Source organism: Kitasatospora purpeofusca (assembly GCF_042691725.1).
In the GTDB taxonomy this organism is placed as follows: domain Bacteria; phylum Actinomycetota; class Actinomycetes; order Streptomycetales; family Streptomycetaceae; genus Kitasatospora; species Kitasatospora purpeofusca_B.
Genome location: NZ_CP170483.1, coordinates 2,736,457 through 2,755,996 on the forward strand (window position 1 = coordinate 2,736,457; position 19,540 = coordinate 2,755,996).

The 19,540-nt window shown below is 75.5% G+C and carries 17 protein-coding genes and 1 riboswitch; of the genes, 9 read left to right on the forward strand and 8 right to left on the reverse strand.

Annotated features, from left to right (window positions below):
• Positions 1 to 1,323, forward strand: a complete 1,323-nt coding sequence (locus ACFCLZ_RS11310; protein ID WP_380284748.1) for a DUF58 domain-containing protein — start codon at positions 1 to 3, stop codon at positions 1,321 to 1,323.
• Positions 1,320 to 3,773, forward strand: a complete 2,454-nt coding sequence (locus tag ACFCLZ_RS11315) for a DUF3488 and transglutaminase-like domain-containing protein (RefSeq protein WP_380284749.1) — start codon at positions 1,320 to 1,322, stop codon at positions 3,771 to 3,773. Before ACFCLZ_RS11310 ends, ACFCLZ_RS11315 begins: the two co-directional genes overlap by 4 nt.
• Before the next feature lie 88 nt (positions 3,774 to 3,861).
• On the opposite strand, the gene ACFCLZ_RS11320 is transcribed toward ACFCLZ_RS11315, so the two are convergent.
• From ACFCLZ_RS11320 to ACFCLZ_RS11330, 3 genes are all read right to left on the reverse strand, one after another.
• Positions 3,862 to 4,251 carry a DUF3040 domain-containing protein gene (locus tag ACFCLZ_RS11320; protein WP_380284750.1) on the reverse strand — a complete coding sequence of 130 codons (390 nt, stop codon included), beginning with the start codon at positions 4,249 to 4,251 and terminating at the stop codon, positions 3,862 to 3,864.
• Between the two features lie 408 nt (positions 4,252 to 4,659).
• Positions 4,660 to 5,412 carry a methyltransferase domain-containing protein gene (locus tag ACFCLZ_RS11325; protein ID WP_380284751.1) on the reverse strand — a complete coding sequence of 251 codons (753 nt, stop codon included), beginning with the start codon at positions 5,410 to 5,412 and terminating at the stop codon, positions 4,660 to 4,662.
• A 62-nt stretch (positions 5,413 to 5,474) separates the two neighbouring features.
• Complete coding sequence (locus ACFCLZ_RS11330) at positions 5,475 to 6,062, reverse strand: SAV_6107 family HEPN domain-containing protein (RefSeq protein ID WP_380284752.1); 588 nt, start codon at positions 6,060 to 6,062, stop codon at positions 5,475 to 5,477.
• A gap of 495 nt (positions 6,063 to 6,557) precedes the next feature.
• Here ACFCLZ_RS11330 and ACFCLZ_RS11335 point away from each other — a divergent pair, with 495 nt between their 5' ends.
• Together ACFCLZ_RS11335 and ACFCLZ_RS11340 are read left to right on the forward strand one after the other, a co-directional pair.
• Entirely contained in the window at positions 6,558 to 7,208 is a 651-nt protein-coding gene (locus tag ACFCLZ_RS11335; protein WP_380284753.1) for a DUF4126 domain-containing protein, read from the forward strand.
• Positions 7,209 to 7,218: 10 nt separating this feature from the next.
• Positions 7,219 to 8,724, forward strand: coding sequence for a phytoene desaturase family protein (locus ACFCLZ_RS11340; RefSeq protein ID WP_380284754.1), 1,506 nt, complete (start codon positions 7,219 to 7,221; stop codon positions 8,722 to 8,724).
• A gap of 785 nt (positions 8,725 to 9,509) precedes the next feature.
• Here ACFCLZ_RS11340 and ACFCLZ_RS11345 read toward each other — a convergent pair.
• Together ACFCLZ_RS11345 and metF are read right to left on the reverse strand one after the other, a co-directional pair.
• Entirely contained in the window at positions 9,510 to 10,406 is an 897-nt protein-coding gene (locus ACFCLZ_RS11345) for a hypothetical protein (RefSeq protein WP_380284755.1), read from the reverse strand.
• Between the two features lie 121 nt (positions 10,407 to 10,527).
• Entirely contained in the window at positions 10,528 to 11,442 is a 915-nt protein-coding gene (gene metF, locus ACFCLZ_RS11350) for a methylenetetrahydrofolate reductase [NAD(P)H] (protein ID WP_380284756.1), read from the reverse strand.
• Positions 11,443 to 11,663: 221 nt separating this feature from the next.
• On the opposite strand from metF, the gene ACFCLZ_RS11355 reads away from it, so the two are divergent.
• On the forward strand, positions 11,664 to 12,770 hold the full coding sequence (locus ACFCLZ_RS11355; protein WP_380284757.1) for a polyprenyl synthetase family protein: 1,107 nt from the start codon (positions 11,664 to 11,666) through the stop codon (positions 12,768 to 12,770).
• Positions 12,771 to 12,818: 48 nt separating this feature from the next.
• Here the strand turns inward: ACFCLZ_RS11355 and thiE are convergent, their stop codons facing one another.
• Genes thiE through ACFCLZ_RS11370 form a run of 3 tightly spaced genes read right to left on the reverse strand, consistent with a single transcriptional unit; the run spans position 12,819 to position 15,122 of the window.
• The gene (gene thiE / locus ACFCLZ_RS11360; protein WP_380284758.1) at positions 12,819 to 13,478 is read right to left on the reverse strand and encodes a thiamine phosphate synthase; all 660 of its coding nucleotides are present in this window, start codon (positions 13,476 to 13,478) and stop codon (positions 12,819 to 12,821) included.
• Positions 13,475 to 13,840, reverse strand: a complete 366-nt coding sequence (locus ACFCLZ_RS11365) for an Rv2175c family DNA-binding protein (RefSeq protein WP_380284759.1) — start codon at positions 13,838 to 13,840, stop codon at positions 13,475 to 13,477. The genes thiE and ACFCLZ_RS11365 overlap by 4 nt, the downstream gene beginning before the upstream one ends.
• Before the next feature lie 55 nt (positions 13,841 to 13,895).
• Entirely contained in the window at positions 13,896 to 15,122 is a 1,227-nt protein-coding gene (locus tag ACFCLZ_RS11370) for an NAD(P)/FAD-dependent oxidoreductase (protein WP_380284760.1), read from the reverse strand.
• 95 nt (positions 15,123 to 15,217) lie between these two features.
• A riboswitch (TPP riboswitch) is annotated at positions 15,218 to 15,330 on the forward strand.
• Here ACFCLZ_RS11370 and thiO point away from each other — a divergent pair.
• From thiO to pknB, 4 genes are all read left to right on the forward strand, one after another.
• Entirely contained in the window at positions 15,322 to 16,485 is a 1,164-nt protein-coding gene (gene thiO, locus ACFCLZ_RS11375) for a glycine oxidase ThiO (protein ID WP_380284761.1), read from the forward strand. (Overlaps the previous riboswitch by 9 nt.)
• Entirely contained in the window at positions 16,482 to 16,703 is a 222-nt protein-coding gene (thiS, locus tag ACFCLZ_RS11380) for a sulfur carrier protein ThiS (RefSeq protein ID WP_380284762.1), read from the forward strand. The genes thiO and thiS overlap by 4 nt, the downstream gene beginning before the upstream one ends.
• A gap of 3 nt (positions 16,704 to 16,706) precedes the next feature.
• Complete coding sequence (locus ACFCLZ_RS11385; protein WP_380284763.1) at positions 16,707 to 17,504, forward strand: thiazole synthase; 798 nt, start codon at positions 16,707 to 16,709, stop codon at positions 17,502 to 17,504.
• Between the two features lie 226 nt (positions 17,505 to 17,730).
• The gene (gene pknB / locus ACFCLZ_RS11390; RefSeq protein ID WP_380286141.1) at positions 17,731 to 19,521 is read left to right on the forward strand and encodes a Stk1 family PASTA domain-containing Ser/Thr kinase; all 1,791 of its coding nucleotides are present in this window, start codon (positions 17,731 to 17,733) and stop codon (positions 19,519 to 19,521) included.
• Positions 19,522 to 19,540: the final 19 nt, after the last annotated feature.

The following is a 19,540-nucleotide window of genomic DNA, read 5'->3' on the forward strand; positions in this document are numbered from 1 at the left end:
GTGGGCCCGTCCGACGAACCGTCGGGCCTGCGCGCCGGCCTGCGCGGCCTCACCACCCGGGGGCGGTCCTTCCTCGCCGCCGGACTGACCGCGGTGGTCTGCGCGTACCTGCTCGGCCAGGACGCGCTGCTGCGCGTCGGCGTGCTGCTCGCCATACTGCCGCTGGCCGCCGTGCTGCTGCTGGCCAACACCCGCTACCGGGTGGCCAGCGGACGCCGGCTCAGCCCGCACCGGGCGGTGGCCGGCCAGGAGGCCCGGGTGCACCTGCGGGTGGACAACGTCTCGCGGGTCCCCACCGGCCTGCTGCTCCTGGAGGACAAGGTCCCGTACGTGCTCGGACCGCGCCCGCGGTTCGTGCTGGACCGGGTCGAACCGCGCGGCCACCGCGAGGTCTCCTACCGGGTCCGCTCCGACCTGCGCGGCCGCTACCCGCTCGGCCCGCTCCAGCTGCGGCTCTCCGACCCGTTCGGGATGTGCGAGCTGAACCGCTCGTTCGCCGCCTCCGACGTCCTCACCGTCGTCCCGCAGGTGCTGGCGCTGCCGTACGTGCGGCTCAGCGGCGAGTGGGCCGGGCAGGGCGAGAGCCACGCCCGCGCCCTCGCGCTGGCCGGCGACGACGACGTCATCCTGCGCGAGTACCGGGCCGGCGACGACCTGCGCCGGGTGCACTGGAAGTCCACCGCCCGCTACGGCGAGCTGATGGTCCGGCGCGAGGAGCAGCCCCGCAAGGCCCGCGCCACCGTCCTGCTGGACACCCGCGAGATCGGCCACCGGGGCAGCGGCCCGGCCTCCTCCTTCGAATGGGCCGTCAGCTGCGCCGCCTCCGTCGCCGCGCACCTGCTGGAGCGCGGCTACCAGACCCGCCTGCTCACCGACACCGGCCACGCCGTCCCCGGCACCGAGGGCGGTGGCGGGCACAGCGCCGCCGACACCTCCGGCGTCATCCTGGACGCGCTCGCGGTCGTCGACCTCTCCGACGGCGCCGGGCTCTCCCGCGCCGAGGAGCCGTTGCGGGCCGGCGGCGAGGGCCTGCTGGTGGCCGTCCTCGGCGAACTCGACGAGGAGCAGACCGCCCGGCTCGCCCGGCTGCGCGGCCGCACCGGCGGCGCCGTCGTCTTCCTGCTCGACACCGGCACCTGGGCCGGCCTGCGCCTGCTCGCCCCCGACACCGGCGGCGAGGAGTTCCGCGACCGGGCTCGCCGGCTGCGCGAGGCCGGCTGGACGGTGCTCACCGTCCGCGCCGGCGACTCCGTCCCCGAGCTGTGGCGGGCCGCCGACCGGGCCGAGTCGCCCGCCCCCTACCGAGAAGAGGCCGGCGCGTGACCACCCGGGCCAAACTGACCGTGTACTCGGCGCTGGCCACCACCCTGGCCGCGCTCTGCCTGACCCCGCTGCTGACCACCAAGGGCTGGATCGCCCACGCCGTCCTGGTGGTGGCGGTCGTCGCGGCGGTCGGCGCCGGACTGCGGCGCACGCCGTTCTACCGGTGGACCGTCCCGATCGGCCAGCTGCTGGTGCTGTTCGTCATGCTGCTGCTGGGCTTCGCCGCCTCCTCGGCGGTCTTCGGCGGCGTCGTGCCCGGCTCCGAGTCGGTCCGCACCCTCGGCCGGGTCCTCGGCCAGGGGTTCAACGACGTCCGCGACTACACCATCCCCGCCCCGCCCAACCCCGGCCTGCGGCTGATCCTGGTCGGCGCGGTCGGGCTGATCGCCGTCGCGGTGGACACCGTCGCGGTCACCTACCGCCGCTCGGCCCTGGCCGGGCTGCCGCTGCTCGCGCTCTACTCGGTCGGCAACGGCCTGGCCGGCGACCAGGGCAGCTGGCTCTGGTTCGCCACCGCCGCCACCGGCTACCTGGTGCTGCTGTTCGCCGAGGGCCAGGACCGGGTCTCCCGCTGGGGCCGGATCTTCCGCGGCGCCGACCGCGGCGAGGGCGGCGGCCCGGGCGCGCTCGGCCAGAGCGGCCGCCAGGTCGGCGTGGTGGCCCTCGTGCTCGCCCTGCTGCTGCCGGCCTTCCTGCCGCACTGGGGCTCCGGCCTGCTGCACACCGGCCCCGGCACGGCCTCCGGCCGCGGCGGAGCAGGCGTCAGCAGCCTCGACCCGCTGGTCGCCCTGACCGGGGCGCTCCCCAGCCCGCGCAACGTCGAGCTGTTCACGTACTCGGCGCAGAGCCCGTCCGCCGGCTCCACCTATCTGCGCACCGGCGCGCTGGACGCCTTCGACGGCGGCACCTGGAAGCGCAGCTCGCAGGAAACGGTGCCGTTCACCGGCACCCTGCCCGCCCCCGAGGGCCTGGGCCCGGTCGACGCCCCCGAGGCCAAGACCGAGGTCCTGATCGGCAACCGGCTGGACGACGCCTGGCTGCCGATGCCCTATCCGGCGCGGAGCGTCGCCCTGCGCGACAACGGCGCCTGGCAGCTCGACGAGGACACCGCCAGCCTGATCCCCGCCAAGGAGAAGGCGATCAAGGGCCTCAAGTACACGGTCACCGGGCTGGACGTCCAGCCCACCGCCAGCGGCCTGCGCGCCGCGCCCGCCACGGCGCCCGAGCGGATCAGGTCGCGGTACCTCGCCGTGCCGCCCGGCCTGCCCGCGGTGGTCCAGCAGACGGCGGTCGCCAAGACCAAGGGCGCGACGAACCCGTACGACAAGATGGACGCGCTGCGCGCCTGGTTCACCGGCCCGGAATTCACCTACGACGTCACCACCAGGACGGACAGCGGCAGCGACGCGATGGCGGACTTCCTGGCCCGCCGCCGCGGCTTCTGCGTCCACTTCGCCTCCACCATGGCGGTGATGGCCCGGATCCTGGGCGTCCCCTCCCGGGTCGCGCTCGGGTTCACCCCCGGCAACACCAAGGGCGGGAACGTCTACTCGGTGACCGACGCGATGTACCACGCCTGGCCCGAGCTCTACTTCGAGGGCTACGGCTGGCTGCGCTTCGAGCCCACCCCGACCCGCGGCGTCCAGCCCGACTACTCGGACCCGGTCTCCTCGCCGGCCACCCGGCCGACCACCGCGCCGGCCCCGCAGCCGCAGGCCACCGCGCCGGTCCAGGTGCCGTCCAGCAACCCCGACTGCGACGCCAAGCTGCGCCGGACCGGCGACTGCGGCGACCGGCGCGACACCGCGGCCGGCGCCCACGAAGGGTTCACGCTGCCCTCCGGCAAGGCCCTGGCCGCCATGGTCGTCGGGCTGATCCTGTTCGCGCTGCTGCTCGTGCCGATGGTCTGGCGCGCCCTGCTGCGCCGCCGCCGGCTCGGCGCGGGCGGGCGGCGCCGCCCCGGCGGACCGGGTCCGGACGGGCTCACCGACGCACAGGTGCTGGCCGCCTGGGACGAGCTGATCGACTCCGCCTGGGACCTCGGCATCCCGCCGGACGAGTCGCGCACCCCGCGCGCCGCCGCCCGCCGGATCGCCGAGACCGGCGAGCTGGACGAGGACTCGGCCGCCGCCGCCGGCCGGGTCGCGCTGGCCACCGAGCGGGTGCTCTACGCCCGCTCCGCGCAGATCGGCGAGCCGCTGGCGGCGGACGTCCGGACCGCCAGGGACGGCCTGCGGGCCCGGCTCGGACGGCGGGAGCGGCTCAGGGCGGTGCTGCTGCCGCCGTCCTCCGCCCAGCTTCGGTGGCGGGTCTCGGACGCGCTGCTGACCGCCCGGCTGACGGCGGGCAGCGCGGTGGGGCGGGCGGTGGGAGCGGTCACCGGGCCGGTCCGCCGCGTGCTGACCCGGCGCCGCCCCCGCGGCGGGAGCGGCGGGGACGCGAAGTCCTGACCGCGCCCGGACGCGACGAGGGCGGGCAGTCGCCCGACTGCCCGCCCTCGTCGCGTCCGTACCGTCCGCCGGTACGGGCGGTGAGGTCTCAGAACCCGCCGGTCTGCTCGTCCCGCCGACGCTGCCAGCGCTGCTCGACCCGGTCCATCATCCCGGCCTTGCGGCGGGGAGCGGCGGCCGCACCACCGGCCTGCTGCGCCTGGCCGGCGGGCCCACGGCGCCAGCCGGTCACGGCGAACACGGCGCACCCGAGCATCACCAGGAAACCGACCACACTGACCCAGATCTGGTCGACGACCATGCCGCCCATCAGCAGGCCGATGCCGACCACGAAGCCGCCGACGGCCAGATACACCCGTCGACGGGTGTAGGTGCGCAGACCGGTTCCCTCAAGCGCCGACGCGAATTTGGGATCTTCGGCATACAGCGCTCGCTCCATCTGGTCGAGCAGTCGCTGCTCGTGCTCCGAGAGCGGCACGGAGTCCTCCTACTCGTCGGTCGCGGGTGCGACCGGTCCGCCGCCCCGGTCGGGGTGGCAAGTCCAATCAGCCTTCAGAACACGCGGTCGGACGCCTGTGCGGGGGGCCCGGGCCCGTGTCGTCCATATGCCCCGAGCATCCGGCGGTCATGCTTTCCGGCTTTACCCAGATCATACGGTCCACGGACCCTTCGCGGAGTGGTCGACCACGCGTGGGCCCGGCCACTTCGGCGGCTCCTCGCCGCACCCTCCTCAACGCGGAGGGGTGCGGACAAGTGCCCGAGCCATTGGAATCGGCCCGGACCTGGGGAGATCCCAAGGAGAAGGCGGGGAGACCCGCGGGGAACGCGCCGAGGATCCGCCGGCGAACGGCGGGAAGTCCGTCGGCGAACAGCGGGGGCCGCCCGGTCAGCCCAGGGTGGCCAGCAGGTGGAGCTGGGTCGCCACGGCGTGGAAGGCCGGCTGCCCGGCGGCGGCCTCCTCCAGCTTGAGCAGCGCGTCCAGCGCGCCCGGCTCGGTGTCCACCAGGACGCCCGGCACCAGGTCGGCGAAGACCCGCACACCGTGCACCGACTCCACCCGCAGCCCGGCCCCGGACGCCAGCCGGTCCAGCTCCTCGCCGGTGAAGCGGCGCGGCATCGGGTCGTTCGCGCCCCAGCGGCCGTCGGCCGCGCCCAGGACCGCGCGGGCGTCGTCGAAGTGACCGCCGAGCGCGCGGGCGAGCACGGCGCCGTTGCGGTTGGCCGCCAGCAGGCTCACGAAGCCGCCCCGGCGCAGGGTGCCGGCCAGGCTGCCGAGCGCCTCGGCCGGGTCGTCGACGACCTCCAGCACGCCGTGGCAGAGCACCGCGTCGACGGTGCCGGGCGCGACCAGCTCGGGGAGCGTCTGGGTGTCACCCTGCACGGCGCGGACCAGGTCGGTCACGCCGGCCTCGGCGGCCCGCCGCTCCAGCGCGAACAGCGCGTCCGGGCTCGGGTCGACCACGGTGACCCGGTGGCCCAGCCGGGCCACCGGCACGGCGAAGTTGCCGGTGCCGCCGCCGGTGTCGACCACGTCGAGCACCGGCTGGTCCAGCTCGGCCACCCGCTTCTCCAGGGCGGCGCGCACCACCTCCCACACCACGGCGGTACGCAGGGCGCTGCGGGGACGCGTCGGGTACAAGGCGAAGCTCCTTGGACGTGCAGTGTCGATCAGGTTGCCTCCACCTTAGGCCCTCCCTTCACTCACCCGGCCTCGCGCACCTCCTCGTGCCGCTGCCCGTCCAGACCGTCCAGCGGCAGCCGCGGGGCGGGCGGGGCGGCGGGCAGGCCGAGCAGGCGCTCGACCAGGCGGAGGAACAGGGCCGAGTTGCGGACCAGGTCGTCCGCGTCCCGGGCCGAGGCCGCGCCCCGGATGCCCGCCTCGGCGGCCGCCCGGCGGCGCGCGCCCGCCGCGAAGTACGGCGCCCACTCGGCGAGTTCGGGAGCCACCTCGGGCAGCACCTCCCAGGCGCTGCGGATCGCCCGGCGCCGGCGCTCGCTCTTCTCCGGGCGCCCGCGCACGGCGAGCACCGCCGCGACGGTGCGCAGCGCCGCGAGGTGCGCGGCGGCGTACCGCTCCAGCGGATCCTCCAGGGTGCGGGCCCGGGCGAGGGTGCGGTGGGCCTCGGCGAGCAGGTCGAGCGCGGCGGGCGGGGCGGCGGCGCGGCGCAGCACCGGATGCACGTCGGCACCGGCGGACGGCCGGTGGGCGGAGGAGCGCGGCGCGCTCCCCGGTCGGTAGGCGGCGGAGTGGAGGCGGGCGGTGACGGGCTCCGGGTGGCTGATGGTCATGGTCTCCCCCGTTCCGAGGCAGCACGCGGGCCGGGTGGCCCGTGCCCCTCCATGGTGAACGGCACCACTGACAATCGGGCCCGGCAGCGCCCCGTCCGGCCGCCGAAGCGCCGTCCCCCCACGGACGGCGCTTCGGAACTCCCCGGTCCCCCCGGGCGCCGGCTCCCCCGTGACCCGCACCGCCGCCCCGTGCCGGCGGTGCGCGACCTGCGGCCGGCTCCGGTGCGGACGGGCCCGTGCGCTCGCGCCGGCCGTCCGCTCCTTTGGGACGGGGCGCCCGACGCGCCGCCGTCCCGGTGCCACCACTTTGGCGTCTTCGCAGGTCGGAGGCCATCCGCGCAGATACTCAATCGGTGATCTGAGTATCCGTACTCAGACGGTCCCAACGACGCGGTCGGGAACCGGCGGCCCCGTCACCGGCGTCGGTCCCGGTACGGTACGGCGAGCCGGGCCGACTCCGGCGGGGACCGCGAGCAGGAACGGACGGGGAAACGGATGACGATCGTCCCGCTGATCTTCACCAGCGGACTGGCGAGCGGGATCAACGCCTACGCGGTGGTGCTGCTGCTCGGCCTGCTGGGCCGGTTCGCCGGGGCCGACTCGGTGCCGCCGGCCCTGGAGCGCACCGATGTGCTGCTCGTGGCCGCCGCGCTGTTCCTGCTGGAGGCGGTGGCCGACAAGATCCCGTACGTGGACAGCGTCTGGGACGTCGTCCACACGGTGATCCGGCCGGTCGCGGGTGCCACCGTCGGCGCGCTGATCGCCTCCACCGACCCCGGTTCGCTGGGCGAGGTCGCGGCGGGCGCGATGGGCGGCACGACGGCGCTGGTCAGCCATCTGGTGAAGGCCTCGCTGCGGATGGCGGTCAACACCTCGCCCGAGCCGGCCAGCAACATCGCGGTCTCGCTGGCCGAGGACGTCTCGGTGGCCGGGCTGGTCACGCTGGCGATCTTCCACCCGTGGCTGGCCGCCTCGATCGCCGCCGTCCTGCTGCTGATCGGCATCCTGCTGGTGTGGTTCGCGATCAACCGGATCCGCGCCTTCCGCGCCCGGCGGCGCGAACGCCGGGCCGCCCGGGCCGCCGGGGCTGCGGCCGGGTCTGCCGCCGGGCAGCCGGTGTCCGGGGGATCCGTCCCGCGGACCTAGGATCGGAGCCATGGCACGGATCGTCATCATCGGCGCAGGTATGAGCGGGCTCGCGGCGGCATCCCGGCTGGCGACCCTCGGGCACAAGGTGACGGTCTGCGAGGCACGCGGCACCCACGGCGGCATGGTCGGCCGCTACGAGCGCGACGGCTTCGCCTTCGACACCGGTCCCGGACTGCTCACCCTGCCCGCCGTCTACCGCGACCTCGCGCTGAAGACCGGGCGCGAGCCGCTGGAACAGCTGGTCGAGCTGGGCCCGGTCGACCCGGAGAGCCGGCACCTGTTCCCCGACGGGACGGCCGTCTCGCTGCCCAACGCCTCCCGGGGCGGCGTGGTCCAGGCCCTCGACCAGGCCTTCGGCCCGGGCGCGGGCGAGCGGTGGGCCGGGGTGCTCAACCACGGCCGCACGGTCTGGGAGGCCACCCGCCGCCCCCTGCTGGAGGAGCCGCTGCCCGCCGACCCGACGCCGCTGCACACCGACCCGTACCCCGTGCCCGCCGCGCCCCGGCGCGGCCTGTTCGGCCGGCGGCGGGGCCCGCGCCAGTGGACGCTCGCCGACGTCGCCGCCGAACAGCTCGGCGGGCACCCGGGACTGACCGCCCTGCTGCACGAGCACGCGCTGCGGTTCGGCCTCGACCCGCGCACCGCCCCCGCCGGGGCCACCGTGCTGCCGTACATGGAGCAGTCCTTCGGCGTCTGGTACGTCAAGGGCGGCCTGCGCGCGCTGGCCGACGCGGTGTACCGCCGCTGCGAGCAGCGCAAGGTGGAGTTCCGCTTCGGGACGCCGGTCGCCAAGGTGATCGTCCGCGACGGGCGGGTGTGCGGGGTGCAGACCAAGGGCGACCGGATCGACGCCGACGTGGTGGTCTCCTCGATCGACGCCCGGGTGCTGCACACCCAGTGGATGAGCGCGGCCGAGAGCTCGGACGAGTGGCCCGCCGCCGCCGACCGGCTGCACGGCGTACCGGGGCGGGTGAGCGTGCTCCTCGCGCTGCGCGGCGCCCGCCCGGAGGGCACGGCGCACCGCACGGTGGTGCACGCCGGCGACCCGGCCGCCGAGCTGGCGGGCGTCTTCGACCCCGGCGCGCCCCTGACCGACCGGCCGACCGTGCAGGTGCTGCGGCCGGACGACCCGTCACTGCACCCGGAGGGGCACGAAGCCGTGGTGCTGACCGCGACCACCCCGTCCCTGGACCTCGACTGGGGCACGCCCGGCGTCGCGGACGCCTTCGCCGACCGGATGCTCGACCACGTCGAGGCGGCCGGCCTGAACCTGCGCGAGCGGATGCTCTGGCGCGTGGTCCGCACCCCCGAGCACACCGAACGCGAGACCGGCTCCTTCTTCGGCTCCGTCCCGCCCCCGGCCCTGGCCGGCCTCGACGGCGACCTCCTCCAGGCCCCCAACGAGGACCACCCCGGCCTCTACCTCACCGGCGGCGCCGCCCACCCCGGCGGCGGCCTCGCCCGCGTCGGCATGTCCGCCTGCATCGTCGCCAACCTCATCGGCCCCGCCTGACCCCACCCCGAAGCAGAAAGTCGGCCCCGCCGACTCCCGGCACACACCCCTCCCTGCAATCTACGCGCATAGATTCGGGGCAGGAAGTCGGCCCGGCCGACTTCTCGCGCCCGCACCCTCACGCACGCGGACGCCTCCGCGAATGCGCCCGAGGGTGGAGCCCGCAAGGGGCGTGCGCGGAGCAGGAAGTCGGACGGGCCGACTTCCTGCGCACACAGCCCGACATCTACACGCATAGATACCGCCATGAGCACGGACCCGCGAGGCATACCCGGAGTGGAAAGTCGGGCCGGCCGACCTTCCGCGCACGCAGCCCCGCATCTACGCGCGTAGCTACTCCCCAAGGGTGCGCAGGGGGCAGAGCCGCAGGAGAGCCCGGCCAACTTCTCGCGCCCGCACCCCCATGCGCACGGACACCTCCGCGGATGCGCCCGAGAGCGGAGCCGCGAGGGGCGCGCGCGGAGCAGGAAGTCGGCTCGGCCGACTTTTCGCGTGCGCGGACCCGCACCATGCGCGCAGCAATCCCCTACGGGTACGCCCGGGGCGGAGCTGCGGAATGCGGAGCTGAGGGAGGTGTGCGCGGGAGCAGGAAGTCGGGCGGGCCGACTTTTGGCGCGCGCAGCTCGGCGTCTACGCGCGGAGATGCGGCTGCGGGCGCAATGCCGCGAGGCGTGGGCGGAGTGGGAAGTCGGGCCGGCCGACTTTTCGCGTGCGCGGACCCGCGATCTACGCGCGGAGATGCCTCTGTGGTGGGCCGACTGCTCGTTTGTGCCCGGGCGCCCGGGTCAGGGCTGCTGCTGCCAGGTGGGGTGCTGCTGCTGGTAGCCGTACTGGTCGTAGTGGGGCTGTTGGGGCTGCTGGGGGATGCCGGTGATGGGCTGGTCGGGCTGCTGCTCGGCCGGCTGCCACTGCTGCTGCTGGTCGTAGCCGTACTGCTGCTGCTGTTGCTGGTAGCCGGCGTACGGGTCGGGCTGCTGCTGGTAGGTGCCGTACGGCTCCTGCTGGGGGTAGCCGCCGTAGCCCTGGTCGTAGCCGAAGGCCGGCTGCTGCTGGGCGGGCTGCCACTGCTGCTGGTCATAGCCGTACTGCTGCTGCTGCTGCTGCGCCGGGTGGTCGTAGCCGGCCTGGTAGGCCTCGGTGTAGGCGTCCTGCTGCGGGACCGCCTGGAGCAGCTCGGTCTGCTGCTGCTCGTAGTACGCCGACGCGTACACGCCGTCGGCGGCCAGCTCCTGCATCTCGAACGCGGCGGTCTGCTCGACGGCCGTCTCCTCCGCCGCCGGCGCCACGGCCGGGGCCTCCTCGACGGCGCCGACCTCGCCGACCTGCTTCACCGCGACCGCCGCGGCGGCCACCGCCGCGCCACCGCCGGTGAGCGCACCGAGCAGCGGCACCTTGGCGAGCGGCCCGGGCAGGCTCCCGTCCGCCGCGCGCAGCGACCACCCGGCCGCGTAGCCGCGCTTGACCGAGAGCGTCACGAAGGTCTGGCCGACCGCGAACATCGCGGCGCCCGCGCCGATCACCGGGACGGAGCCGATCGCCATCCCGCCGGCCACCGCGAGGAAGCCGGCCAGCGCGAGGCCGCGCCAGTGCAGCGGGGCCCGGTTCTGGAACAGCAGCTCGGCGACCAGCCAGAGCGCCACCACCGCCAACGCGCCGTACAGCAGCAGGTATCCGATGCCCATCCCGCCCGCTACCTCCAGTCGCGTGCCCGCGCCCGCCGCGCGTGTGCGGCGACTGTACCGGTTCAACGTCCGGGGTACCGCATCGCGTTCCCGACCGCCACAGGAACGCGCGCGCCGCTGCTCAGCGCCGGTGCAGACCGAGGTTCTGGTAGATCTCCAGGGTCGCCGTCGAGTGGTTCAGCGTGATGAAGTGCAGCCCGGGGGCGCCCTCCGCCAGCAGCCGCTCGGACATCGCGGTGGCGTGCTCCATGCCGATCGCGCGCAGCGCCGCCGGGTCGTCGATCACCGCGCGCAGCCTGGCCTCCAGGTCCGGCGGGAAGGCCGAGCCGCTCAGCTTCGGGAACCGGTCCAGCTGCTTGGCGTTGGTGACCGGCATGATCTCCGGGATGATCGGCGTCTCGCAGCCGGCGGCCACCACCCGGTCGCGCAGCCGCAGGTAGTCGTCGACCTCGAAGAACATCTGGGTGATGGCGTAGTCGGCCCCGGAGCGGATCTTCGCCACGAAGTGCCGGATGTCGTCGTCCCAGTCGGTCGAGCGCGGGTGCATGTTGGGCGAGGCCGCCACGCCGACGCAGAAGTCGCCGATGCCCTTGATCAGCTCGACCAGCTCGTACGCGTAGGTGACGCCCTGCGGGTGACTGATCCACTCGCCCAGCGGGTCGCCGGGCGGGTCGCCGCGCACCGCGAGGACGTTGCGCACGCCCTGGTCGGCGTACTGGCCGATGATGTTGCGCAGCTCGGCGATCGAGTGGTCGACGGCGGTCAGGTGGGCCACCGGGGTGAGCGTGGTCTCGGTGGCGATCCGGCCGACCATGTTCACCGTGCGCTCGCGCGAGGAGCCTCCGGCGCCGTACGTCATGCAGACGAAGTTGGGGTCGAGCGGTTCGAGCCGCCGGATGGCGTCCCAGAGCTTCTGCTCACCGGCCTCGCTGCGTGGCGGCATGAACTCGAAGGAGAAGGACCGCTTTCCGGCCGCCAGGAGGTCGCGGACCGTCTGCGCGCGGTCCGGTCTGGTCGAAGCGATGCCGAGTGCCATGATGGCAGGTTAGCCGTCGGCGGAAGGGCGCGGACAACTCGGTCCCAGCCTGTGAGACGCCGGATGGACGAACGGTGGACTCCGGGTGGACGGCGCCGGGGCCGGGGGCGGCGTCCGCGCGAACAGCGGCCGACGCGACCGGCCGGGGGTCGTGCGTACGGCTGTTCCCCTCCGCCCCGGATACGCTTGCTGCGCACCCCAGCTACCTCCGGAGCCCCATCGTGACCTCGTCCAGCCACCGGCCGGCCAACCCGATTGACGTGGAGGACGTGCGCGAGCGCGTCAACGCCGCCCTCGTCGGCTTCATGGACGGCCAGACGGCCCTGCTCGGCAAGGTCTCCCCGCAGCTGGAGCCGGTCACCGAGGCGCTGCGCGACTTCCTGCTGGACGGCGGCAAGCGGCTGCGCCCGGCGTTCTGCTACTGGGGCTGGCGCGGCGCCGGCGGCCCGGCGGCCGGCGAGGGGATCACCCGGGCGGCGGCGGCCCTGGAGCTGCTGCAGGCCAGCGCGCTCGTCCACGACGACCTCATGGACCGCAGCGACACCCGCCGCGGCCTGCCCTCCGTGCACCGCCGCTTCGAGGCGATGCACCGCGCGCGCGGCTGGCGCGGCGACCGCGAGCAGTACGGCGCCTCGGCGGCGGTGCTGCTCGGCGACCTGCTGCTGATCTGGTGCGACGAGCTGTTCCTGAACTCCGGCCTGGACCCGGCGGCGGTGCTGGCCGCCAAGCCGATGTTCGACCTGATGCGCACCGAGGTCATGGTCGGCCAGTACCTGGACGTGCTGGAGCCGGTCGCCGGGGACTCCACCGACGAGGGCGCGCTGGAGCGCGCGCAGACCGTCCTGCACTACAAGTCGGCCAAGTACACGATCGAGCGGCCGCTCCAGGTCGGCGCGCTGCTGGCGGGCGCCCCGCCCCGGCTGGTGGAGGCGTACGGGGCGTTCGGCCTGCCGCTGGGCGAGGCGTTCCAGCTGCGGGACGACCTGCTCGGCGTGTTCGGCGACCCGGCGGTCACCGGCAAGCCGGCCGGCGACGACCTGCGCGAGGGCAAGCGGACGCTGCTGGTCGCGCACGCCATGCGGGGCCTGCCGGCCGCCGAGGCACGGCAGCTGGACGAGCGGCTGGGCGCGCCGGACCTGACCGCCGGGGAGGTCGCCGGACTGCGCGAGCTGGTGGCCCGCAGCGGCGCGCCGGAGCGGGTGGAGCAGCGGATCGACGAGCTGCTGCGCCAGGCCCTGGCCGCGCTGGAGGAGGCGCCGCTGGCGGACCCGCAGGCCCGCGCGACGCTGCTGGCGCTGGCCGAGGCCGCCACCGTCCGCAAGTACTGACCCGCGCACGGGGACGCGCGCGGGGCGGACGGCGGCGGCCCCGTCCGGTCAGAGCGCGCGCAGCCGGCGGGCGAACTCGGCGGCCGCGGCCCCCGGGTCGTCCGCGGCCGTGATGGCCCGGACCACCACGACCCGGCGGGCGCCGGCGGCCAGCACCTCGTCCAAGTTGCCGAGGTCGATGCCGCCGATGGCGAACCACGGCCGCCCGGTCCCCGGCTTCGCCGCGTACTCGACCAGGCCGAGGCCCGGCGCGGGGCGGCCCGGCTTGGTCGGGGTCGGCCAGACCGGACCGGTGCAGAAGTAGTCGACGCCGGGCTCGGCGGCGGCCGCGTCCACCTCGGACTCGGCGTGGCAGGACCGCCCGATCAGCACGTCCTCGCCGAGGATCGCCCGGGCGGCGGGCACCGGCAGGTCGTCCTGCCCGAGGTGCAGCACGTCCGGCCGAGCGGCGTGGGCGACGTCGGCGCGGTCGTTGACGGCGAGCAGCTTGCCGTGCCGGCGGCAGGCGTCCGCGAAGACCTCCAGCGCCGCCAGCTCCTGGCGGGCCTCCAGGCCCTTGTCCCGGAGCTGGACGATGTCCACGCCGCCGGCCAGCGCGGCGTCCAGGAACTCGGCGAGGTCGCCGCGCTCGCGCCGGGCGTCGGTGCACAGGTACAGCCGCCCGTCGGCGAGCCGGGCCCGGCGGTCGGTCGCGGACGGGTCCGTCACCACGCCATCGCCTGGGCGCGCCGCTTGACCTCGGTGGCCCGGTTCTCGCAGAGCGCCTGCATCGGGGTACCGGGCAGCGACGGGTCCTCGGTGAACATCCACACCAGGATCTCGTCGTCGCTGAACCCGCTGTCGCGCAGCACCGTCACCGTGCCGATCAGGTGCTTCACCGGGCCGGTCTCGTCGATGAACGCCGCCGGGACCTGCAGCGACCTGTTGGGACCGCGGCGGACGGCGATCAGGTCACCCTTCTTGACCATGTTGCGGACCTCGGTGACGACCAGGCCCCACTTCTCGGAGATGTCGGGGAGGTACAGCCACGCGGGAACCAGGGCTTCAATCTTGGCTTCGATCTCACTCACAAGCACCAGACTGCCACCTCCGCGGGCCGCCGCGCACCAACCGGCCCTTTCGCGGCTACCCGGCGAGCGCCGACTTCAGCGGGACGGCCGGGTCGGCGGCGCGGGCCGCGTCCAGCACGGCGCCGCGCTCGATCAGCCGCCGGCCCTGGGTCAGGTCGCGCGGCCGGTCGACCGCGAGCAGCGCGCGCAGGGCGCCGTCACGCAGCCAGAGCACCGACCAGTCGGCGTCGCCCGGCGCGCCGCGCCACAGCAGTTCGTCGCCCGCACCGTGCCGCCCGGCGTACTGCGCCATCCGCCCGAACTGCTCGGACCAGAAGTACTGCACCGGGTCGTACGGCGGCGCGTCCGTGCCGAGCAGGGTGCCGGCCACCGCCGCGCCGGACTGCAGCGCGTGGTCCCAGTGCTGGACGGTCAGCCGGGCGCCGGAGCGCGCCGAGGGGTAGCTGACGCAGTCGCCGGCCGCCAGGACACCCGGCACGGTGGTGCGCAGCCGCTCGTCGACCAGGACGGCGCCGGCCGCGTCCAGGGCGACCCCGGTGCCGGCCAGCCAGCCGGTGGCCGGGCGGGCGCCGATGCCGACCACCACCTCGTCGGCGGGCAGGTGCGAGCCGTCGGCGAGCAGCACCGCGCCCGGCTCGACGGCGGCGACGCCGGTGCCGCAGCGCAGGTCCACGCCCGCGTCGGCGTACCAGGCGGCCATCGCCCGGCCGACCTCGGCGGGCAGCGCGCCGGGGACGGGTGCCGGGCCGGCCTCGACGACGGTCACCTCGCAGCCGGCCGCCCGGGCGGCGGTGGCCACCTCGGCGCCGATCCAGCCCGCGCCGACCAACACCAGGCGCAGGCCGGGGCGGAGCAGGGCGCGCAGCGCCAGCGCGTCGTCCAGGGTGTGCAGCAGGTGGGCGCGCTCCGCGCCGGGCAGGGCGCGCGGCTCGGCGCCGGTGGCGATCACCAGCGCGTCGTACGGCTCGTCCCCGGCGTCGGTGTGCAGCAGGCCCGCGCCGCCGGGGCCGCCGGGGGTGAGGCCGGTGGCGCGGCGGCCGGTGAGCAGCTCGACGCCGAGTCCGGCGAAGTCGAGGTCGAGGGCGGTGCTGTCGGCCTTGCCGAGCAGGACGTCCTTGGAGAGCGGCGGCCGGTCGTACGGCGCGTGCGGCTCCTCGCCGACCAGCGTGATCCGCCCCTGCCAGCCGTCGCGCCGCAGCACCGCGGCGCACTGCGCCCCGGCCAGCCCGGCGCCGACCACGACCACCCGATCCGCCTGTCCCGTTCCGTTCAGCTCAGCCACGCCCGTCACTGTACTGAGCCCGGTCCCGGGTCCCTGGACCTGGGCCGCCCCTGTCCGGGCGCCTTCAGGGGGCGCACCGCCCGGAGTTAAGGTGGGGGCACCATCACGGGAGCCCGGCGGACCGGGCTGAGAGGCGGGCTTGCACGGCCTGCGACCGTCCGAACCTGATCCGGGTCATACCGGCGAAGGGAGAGCAGCTTTGACACGCTCGGCATCGGGCGCCCCCGCCGATGTGCTGGTCGTCGGCGGTGGGATCATCGGACTCGCCGTCGCCTGGCGGGCGGCCCAGCGCGGACTGCACGTCGTCGTGGTCGACCCGCGGCACGGCGGCGGCGCCGCCCAGGTGGCGGCGGGCATGCTCGCCCCGGTCACCGAACTCCAGTACGGCGAGGAGCCGCTGCTCCGCCTCGGGATGGCCTCCAACGAGCGCTACGCGGCCTTCGCCGCCGAGCTCACCGAGGCGAGCGGCGGCCACGACACCGGCTACCGGCAGTGCGGCACGATCGCCGTCGCCCTCGACGCCGACGACCGCGCGGAACTGCGCGAGCTGCACGCCTTCCACCAGCGCCTCGGCCTGGACTCGCAGTGGCTCACCGGCCGCGAGGCCCGCCGGCTGGAGCCGATGCTCGCCCCGGGCGTGCGCGGCGGCCTGCACGTCACCGACGACCACCAGGTGGACGGCCGCCGGCTGGCCGCGGCCCTGGTGCACGCCTGCGAACGGGCGGGCGCGGTGCTGCGCCGCGGCGAGGCCGCCGAGTTGCTGGTCGAGCACGACCGGGCGACCGGCGTCCGGCTGGCCACCGGCGAGCGCGTCACCGCCGAGCGGGTGGTGCTCGCGGCCGGCTCGCGCAGCCACCTGCTGCCCGGCCTGCCCCCGGGCGTGCTGCCCGCGATCCGCCCGGTCAAGGGCCAGGTCCTGCGGCTGAGCGTGCCCGAGGCGTACCGGCCGTTCCTCTCCCGCAACGTGCGCGCCGTCGTCCGCGGCGGCCACCTCTACCTGGTGCCGCGCGAGAACGGCGAGCTGGTGGTCGGCGCGACCACCGAGGAGCAGGGCTACGACACCACGGTCACCGCCGGCGGGGTGTACGAGCTGCTGCGCGACGCGCACGAGCTGGTCCCCGGCATCACCGAGCTGCCGCTGGTGGAGACCGGCGCCGGGCTGCGCCCCGGCTCGCCGGACAACGCGCCGCTGCTCGGCCCGACCGCGCTGCCCGGCCTGGTCGCCGCCACCGGCCACTACCGCAACGGCGTCCTGCTGACGCCCGTCACCGGCGACCTGGTGGCCGACTACCTGGCCACCGGCACCCTGCCGGAGCTCGCCCGCCCGTTCTCCCCCACCCGATTCACGAAGGTCCCGGCATGAGCCCCCGCACGAGCGACATCCCCCTGAGCGTCAACGGCGAGCCCCGCGAGGTGCCCGCCTCGACCACCCTCGCCGAGGTGGTCGCCACCCTCAGCCAGGCGCACTCCGGCGTCGCCGCCGCCCTGAACGAGGCCGTGGTGCCGCGCGCCGAGTGGCCGCGCACGCCGCTGTCGGCGGGCGACCGGATCGAGATCCTCACCGCCGTCCAGGGAGGCTGACCGATGGCCGACGACCTTCTCACCATCGCCGGGACGTCCTTCTCCTCCCGGCTGATCATGGGCACCGGCGGCGCCCCCAGCCTGGAGGTCCTGGAGCAGGCGCTCCGGGTCTCCGGCACCGAGCTGACCACCGTGGCGATGCGCCGGGTGAACGCCACCACCCAGGGCTCGGTGATCGACGTGCTGACCCGCAACGGCATCCGGGTGCTGCCCAACACGGCCGGCTGCTTCACCGCGGGCGAGGCCGTGCTGACCGCCCGGCTGGCCCGCGAGGCGCTCGGCACGCACTGGGTGAAGCTGGAGGTGATCGCCGACGAGCGGACCCTCCTGCCGGACCCGATCGAGCTGCTGGACGCCGCCGAGACCCTGGTCGACGACGGCTTCACCGTGCTGCCGTACACCAACGACGACCCGGTGCTGGCCCGCAAGCTGGAGGACGTCGGCTGCGCGGCGATCATGCCGCTGGGCTCGCCGATCGGCTCCGGCCTCGGCATCCGCAACCCGCACAACTTCCAGCTGATCGTGGAGGGCGCGGGCGTCCCGGTGATCCTGGACGCCGGCGCCGGGACCGCCTCGGACGTCGCGCTGGCGATGGAGCTGGGCTGCGCCGCGGTGATGCTGGCCTCCGCCGTCACCCGCGCCCAGGACCCGGTGCTGATGGCCGACGCGATGCGGCACGCCGCCGAGGCGGGCCGGCTGGCCCACCGGGCGGGCCGGATCCCGCGCCGGTTCCACGCCGAGGCCTCCTCCGCGATGGCCGGCCGCGCCGACCTGGACACCCGCGAGCACCCGGCCTTCTGAATCCTCGCCCGCTCGCCTCCGGGCGCTCCGGTCCGGCGCCCTGCGGCCCGGGACGGGCCCGGGGCGGGGCCGGGGCGGGGCCGGGGCGGGGCCGGGGCGGGGCCGGGGCATTCCGGATAACCGGTCCGATCATCCGCTTGGTGTCACAAACCGGGCACAGAGCGGCCCCGGGAGCGGTGCCTCCCCGGGGCCGCAGACCCCCACGCCCTAGACTCGCCGGGTGGACATGGCACTGCGCGACCCCCTGATCGGTACCCTGCTCGACGGCCGGTACCGGGTCGAGCGGCGGATCGCCACCGGCGGGATGTCCACCGTCTACCGGGGCACCGACACCCGGCTCGACCGGGTCGTGGCGCTCAAGGTGATGCACCCCTCGCTGGCCGGCGACACCGCGTTCACCACCCGCTTCATCCGCGAGGCCAAGGCCGTCGCCCGGCTCGCCCACCCCAACGTCGTCAACGTCTTCGACCAGGGCGCCGACGGCGGGCACGTCTTCCTCGCCATGGAGTACGTACCCGGCGGAACCCTGCGCGACCTGCTCAGCGACCGCGGCGCGCTCTCCATCCGGGCCGCCCTGGACATCCTGGAACCGGTGCTCGCCGCCCTCGGCGCCGCCCACCGGGCCGGCCTGGTGCACCGCGACGTCAAGCCCGAGAACGTGCTGATCACCGAGGACGGCCTGGTCAAGGTCGCCGACTTCGGCCTGGTCCGGGTGCTGAACGCCGCTGACGGCGCCACCACCTCCACCACCGCGACCGCCGGCACCGTGCTCGGCACCGTCTCCTACCTCGCGCCCGAACAGATCCGCCCGGGCGCCGAGACCGACCAGCGGGTGGACGTCTACGCGGCCGGCATCCTGCTGTACGAGATGCTCACCGGCTCCCGTCCGCACACCGGCGAGAACCCCGTCCAGGTGATGTACCGCCACCTGCACGAGGACGTCCCGGCGCCGTCCGCCACCGTCCCCGGCGTGGCGCCCGGGCTGGACGCCATAGTGGCGGGCGCCTGCGCCCGGGACCGCGCGAACCGCCCGCACGACGCGGTCGAGCTGCTCGCCGCGCTCCAGCGGGTCCGCCGCGGGCTCACCCCGGCCCAGCTGGACGCCGAACCGCCCGCCTCCACCCGGCCCGGCCCGCAGTACCCGACCGGCGAGGCGACCTCGGTGCTCACCCCGGTGCTGCGGTCCGCGCCGCCGGTCGAGCGCACCAGCGTGCTGGACGTGCCGCCGGAGCTCATGGACCAGCTGCTCACCGAGCCGCGCCCGTACGACGAGCCGCCGCCGGAGCGCGCCCCGCGTCCGCCGCGCGCCCGGCGCGCCCGCTCCGCCGCCCGCCGGCTGCCGCGCGGGCCGCTGATCTGGACGGCCGTCCTCGCCACCCTGGTCCTGCTGGTCGGCGGGGCGACGTACACGATCTCCGGCGCGGTGTACGGCACGGTGCCGGGCGTGCTCGGCAAGGACCGGAGCGAGGCGGACCGGATCCTGGACGCCGCCGGCATGCACGGGCGGGTCTTTGAGGTGTACAGCGAGTCCGTCCCGGTCGGCCAGGTGATGGCGGCCGACCCCGGAGTGGGCACCCGGACCAGGAAGAGCGACGCCGTCACCCTCACCGTCTCGCGCGGGCCCAAGCGGATCGCCGTCCCCGACGTGGTCGGCCGCCCGTCCGCGCAGGCCGCCTCGGCCCTGACCGGCGCGCAGCTGACGGCCGGCACGGTGACCGAGACCTACGACGACACCGTCCCGGAGGGCTCGGTGATCAGCAGTGCGCCGGCGGCCGGGCAGCAGGTGCCGGAGAACACGCCGGTCGCGCTGGTGGTCAGCAAGGGCATGGTGCCGGTCCCGGACGTCACCGGGATGTCCAAGGAGGCCGCCGAGAAGGCGCTCCAGGCGGCCGGGTTCGCCATGCAGAGCAGCGGGGTCAACCTGTTCGGCACCGGCAAGGTGACCGGCCAGTCCCCCGCGGCCGGCGAGCGCCGTCCGCAGCGCACCGTGGTCACGGTCAACTTCCCGTTCCTGTAGGACGGGCGGGGCGGCCGGG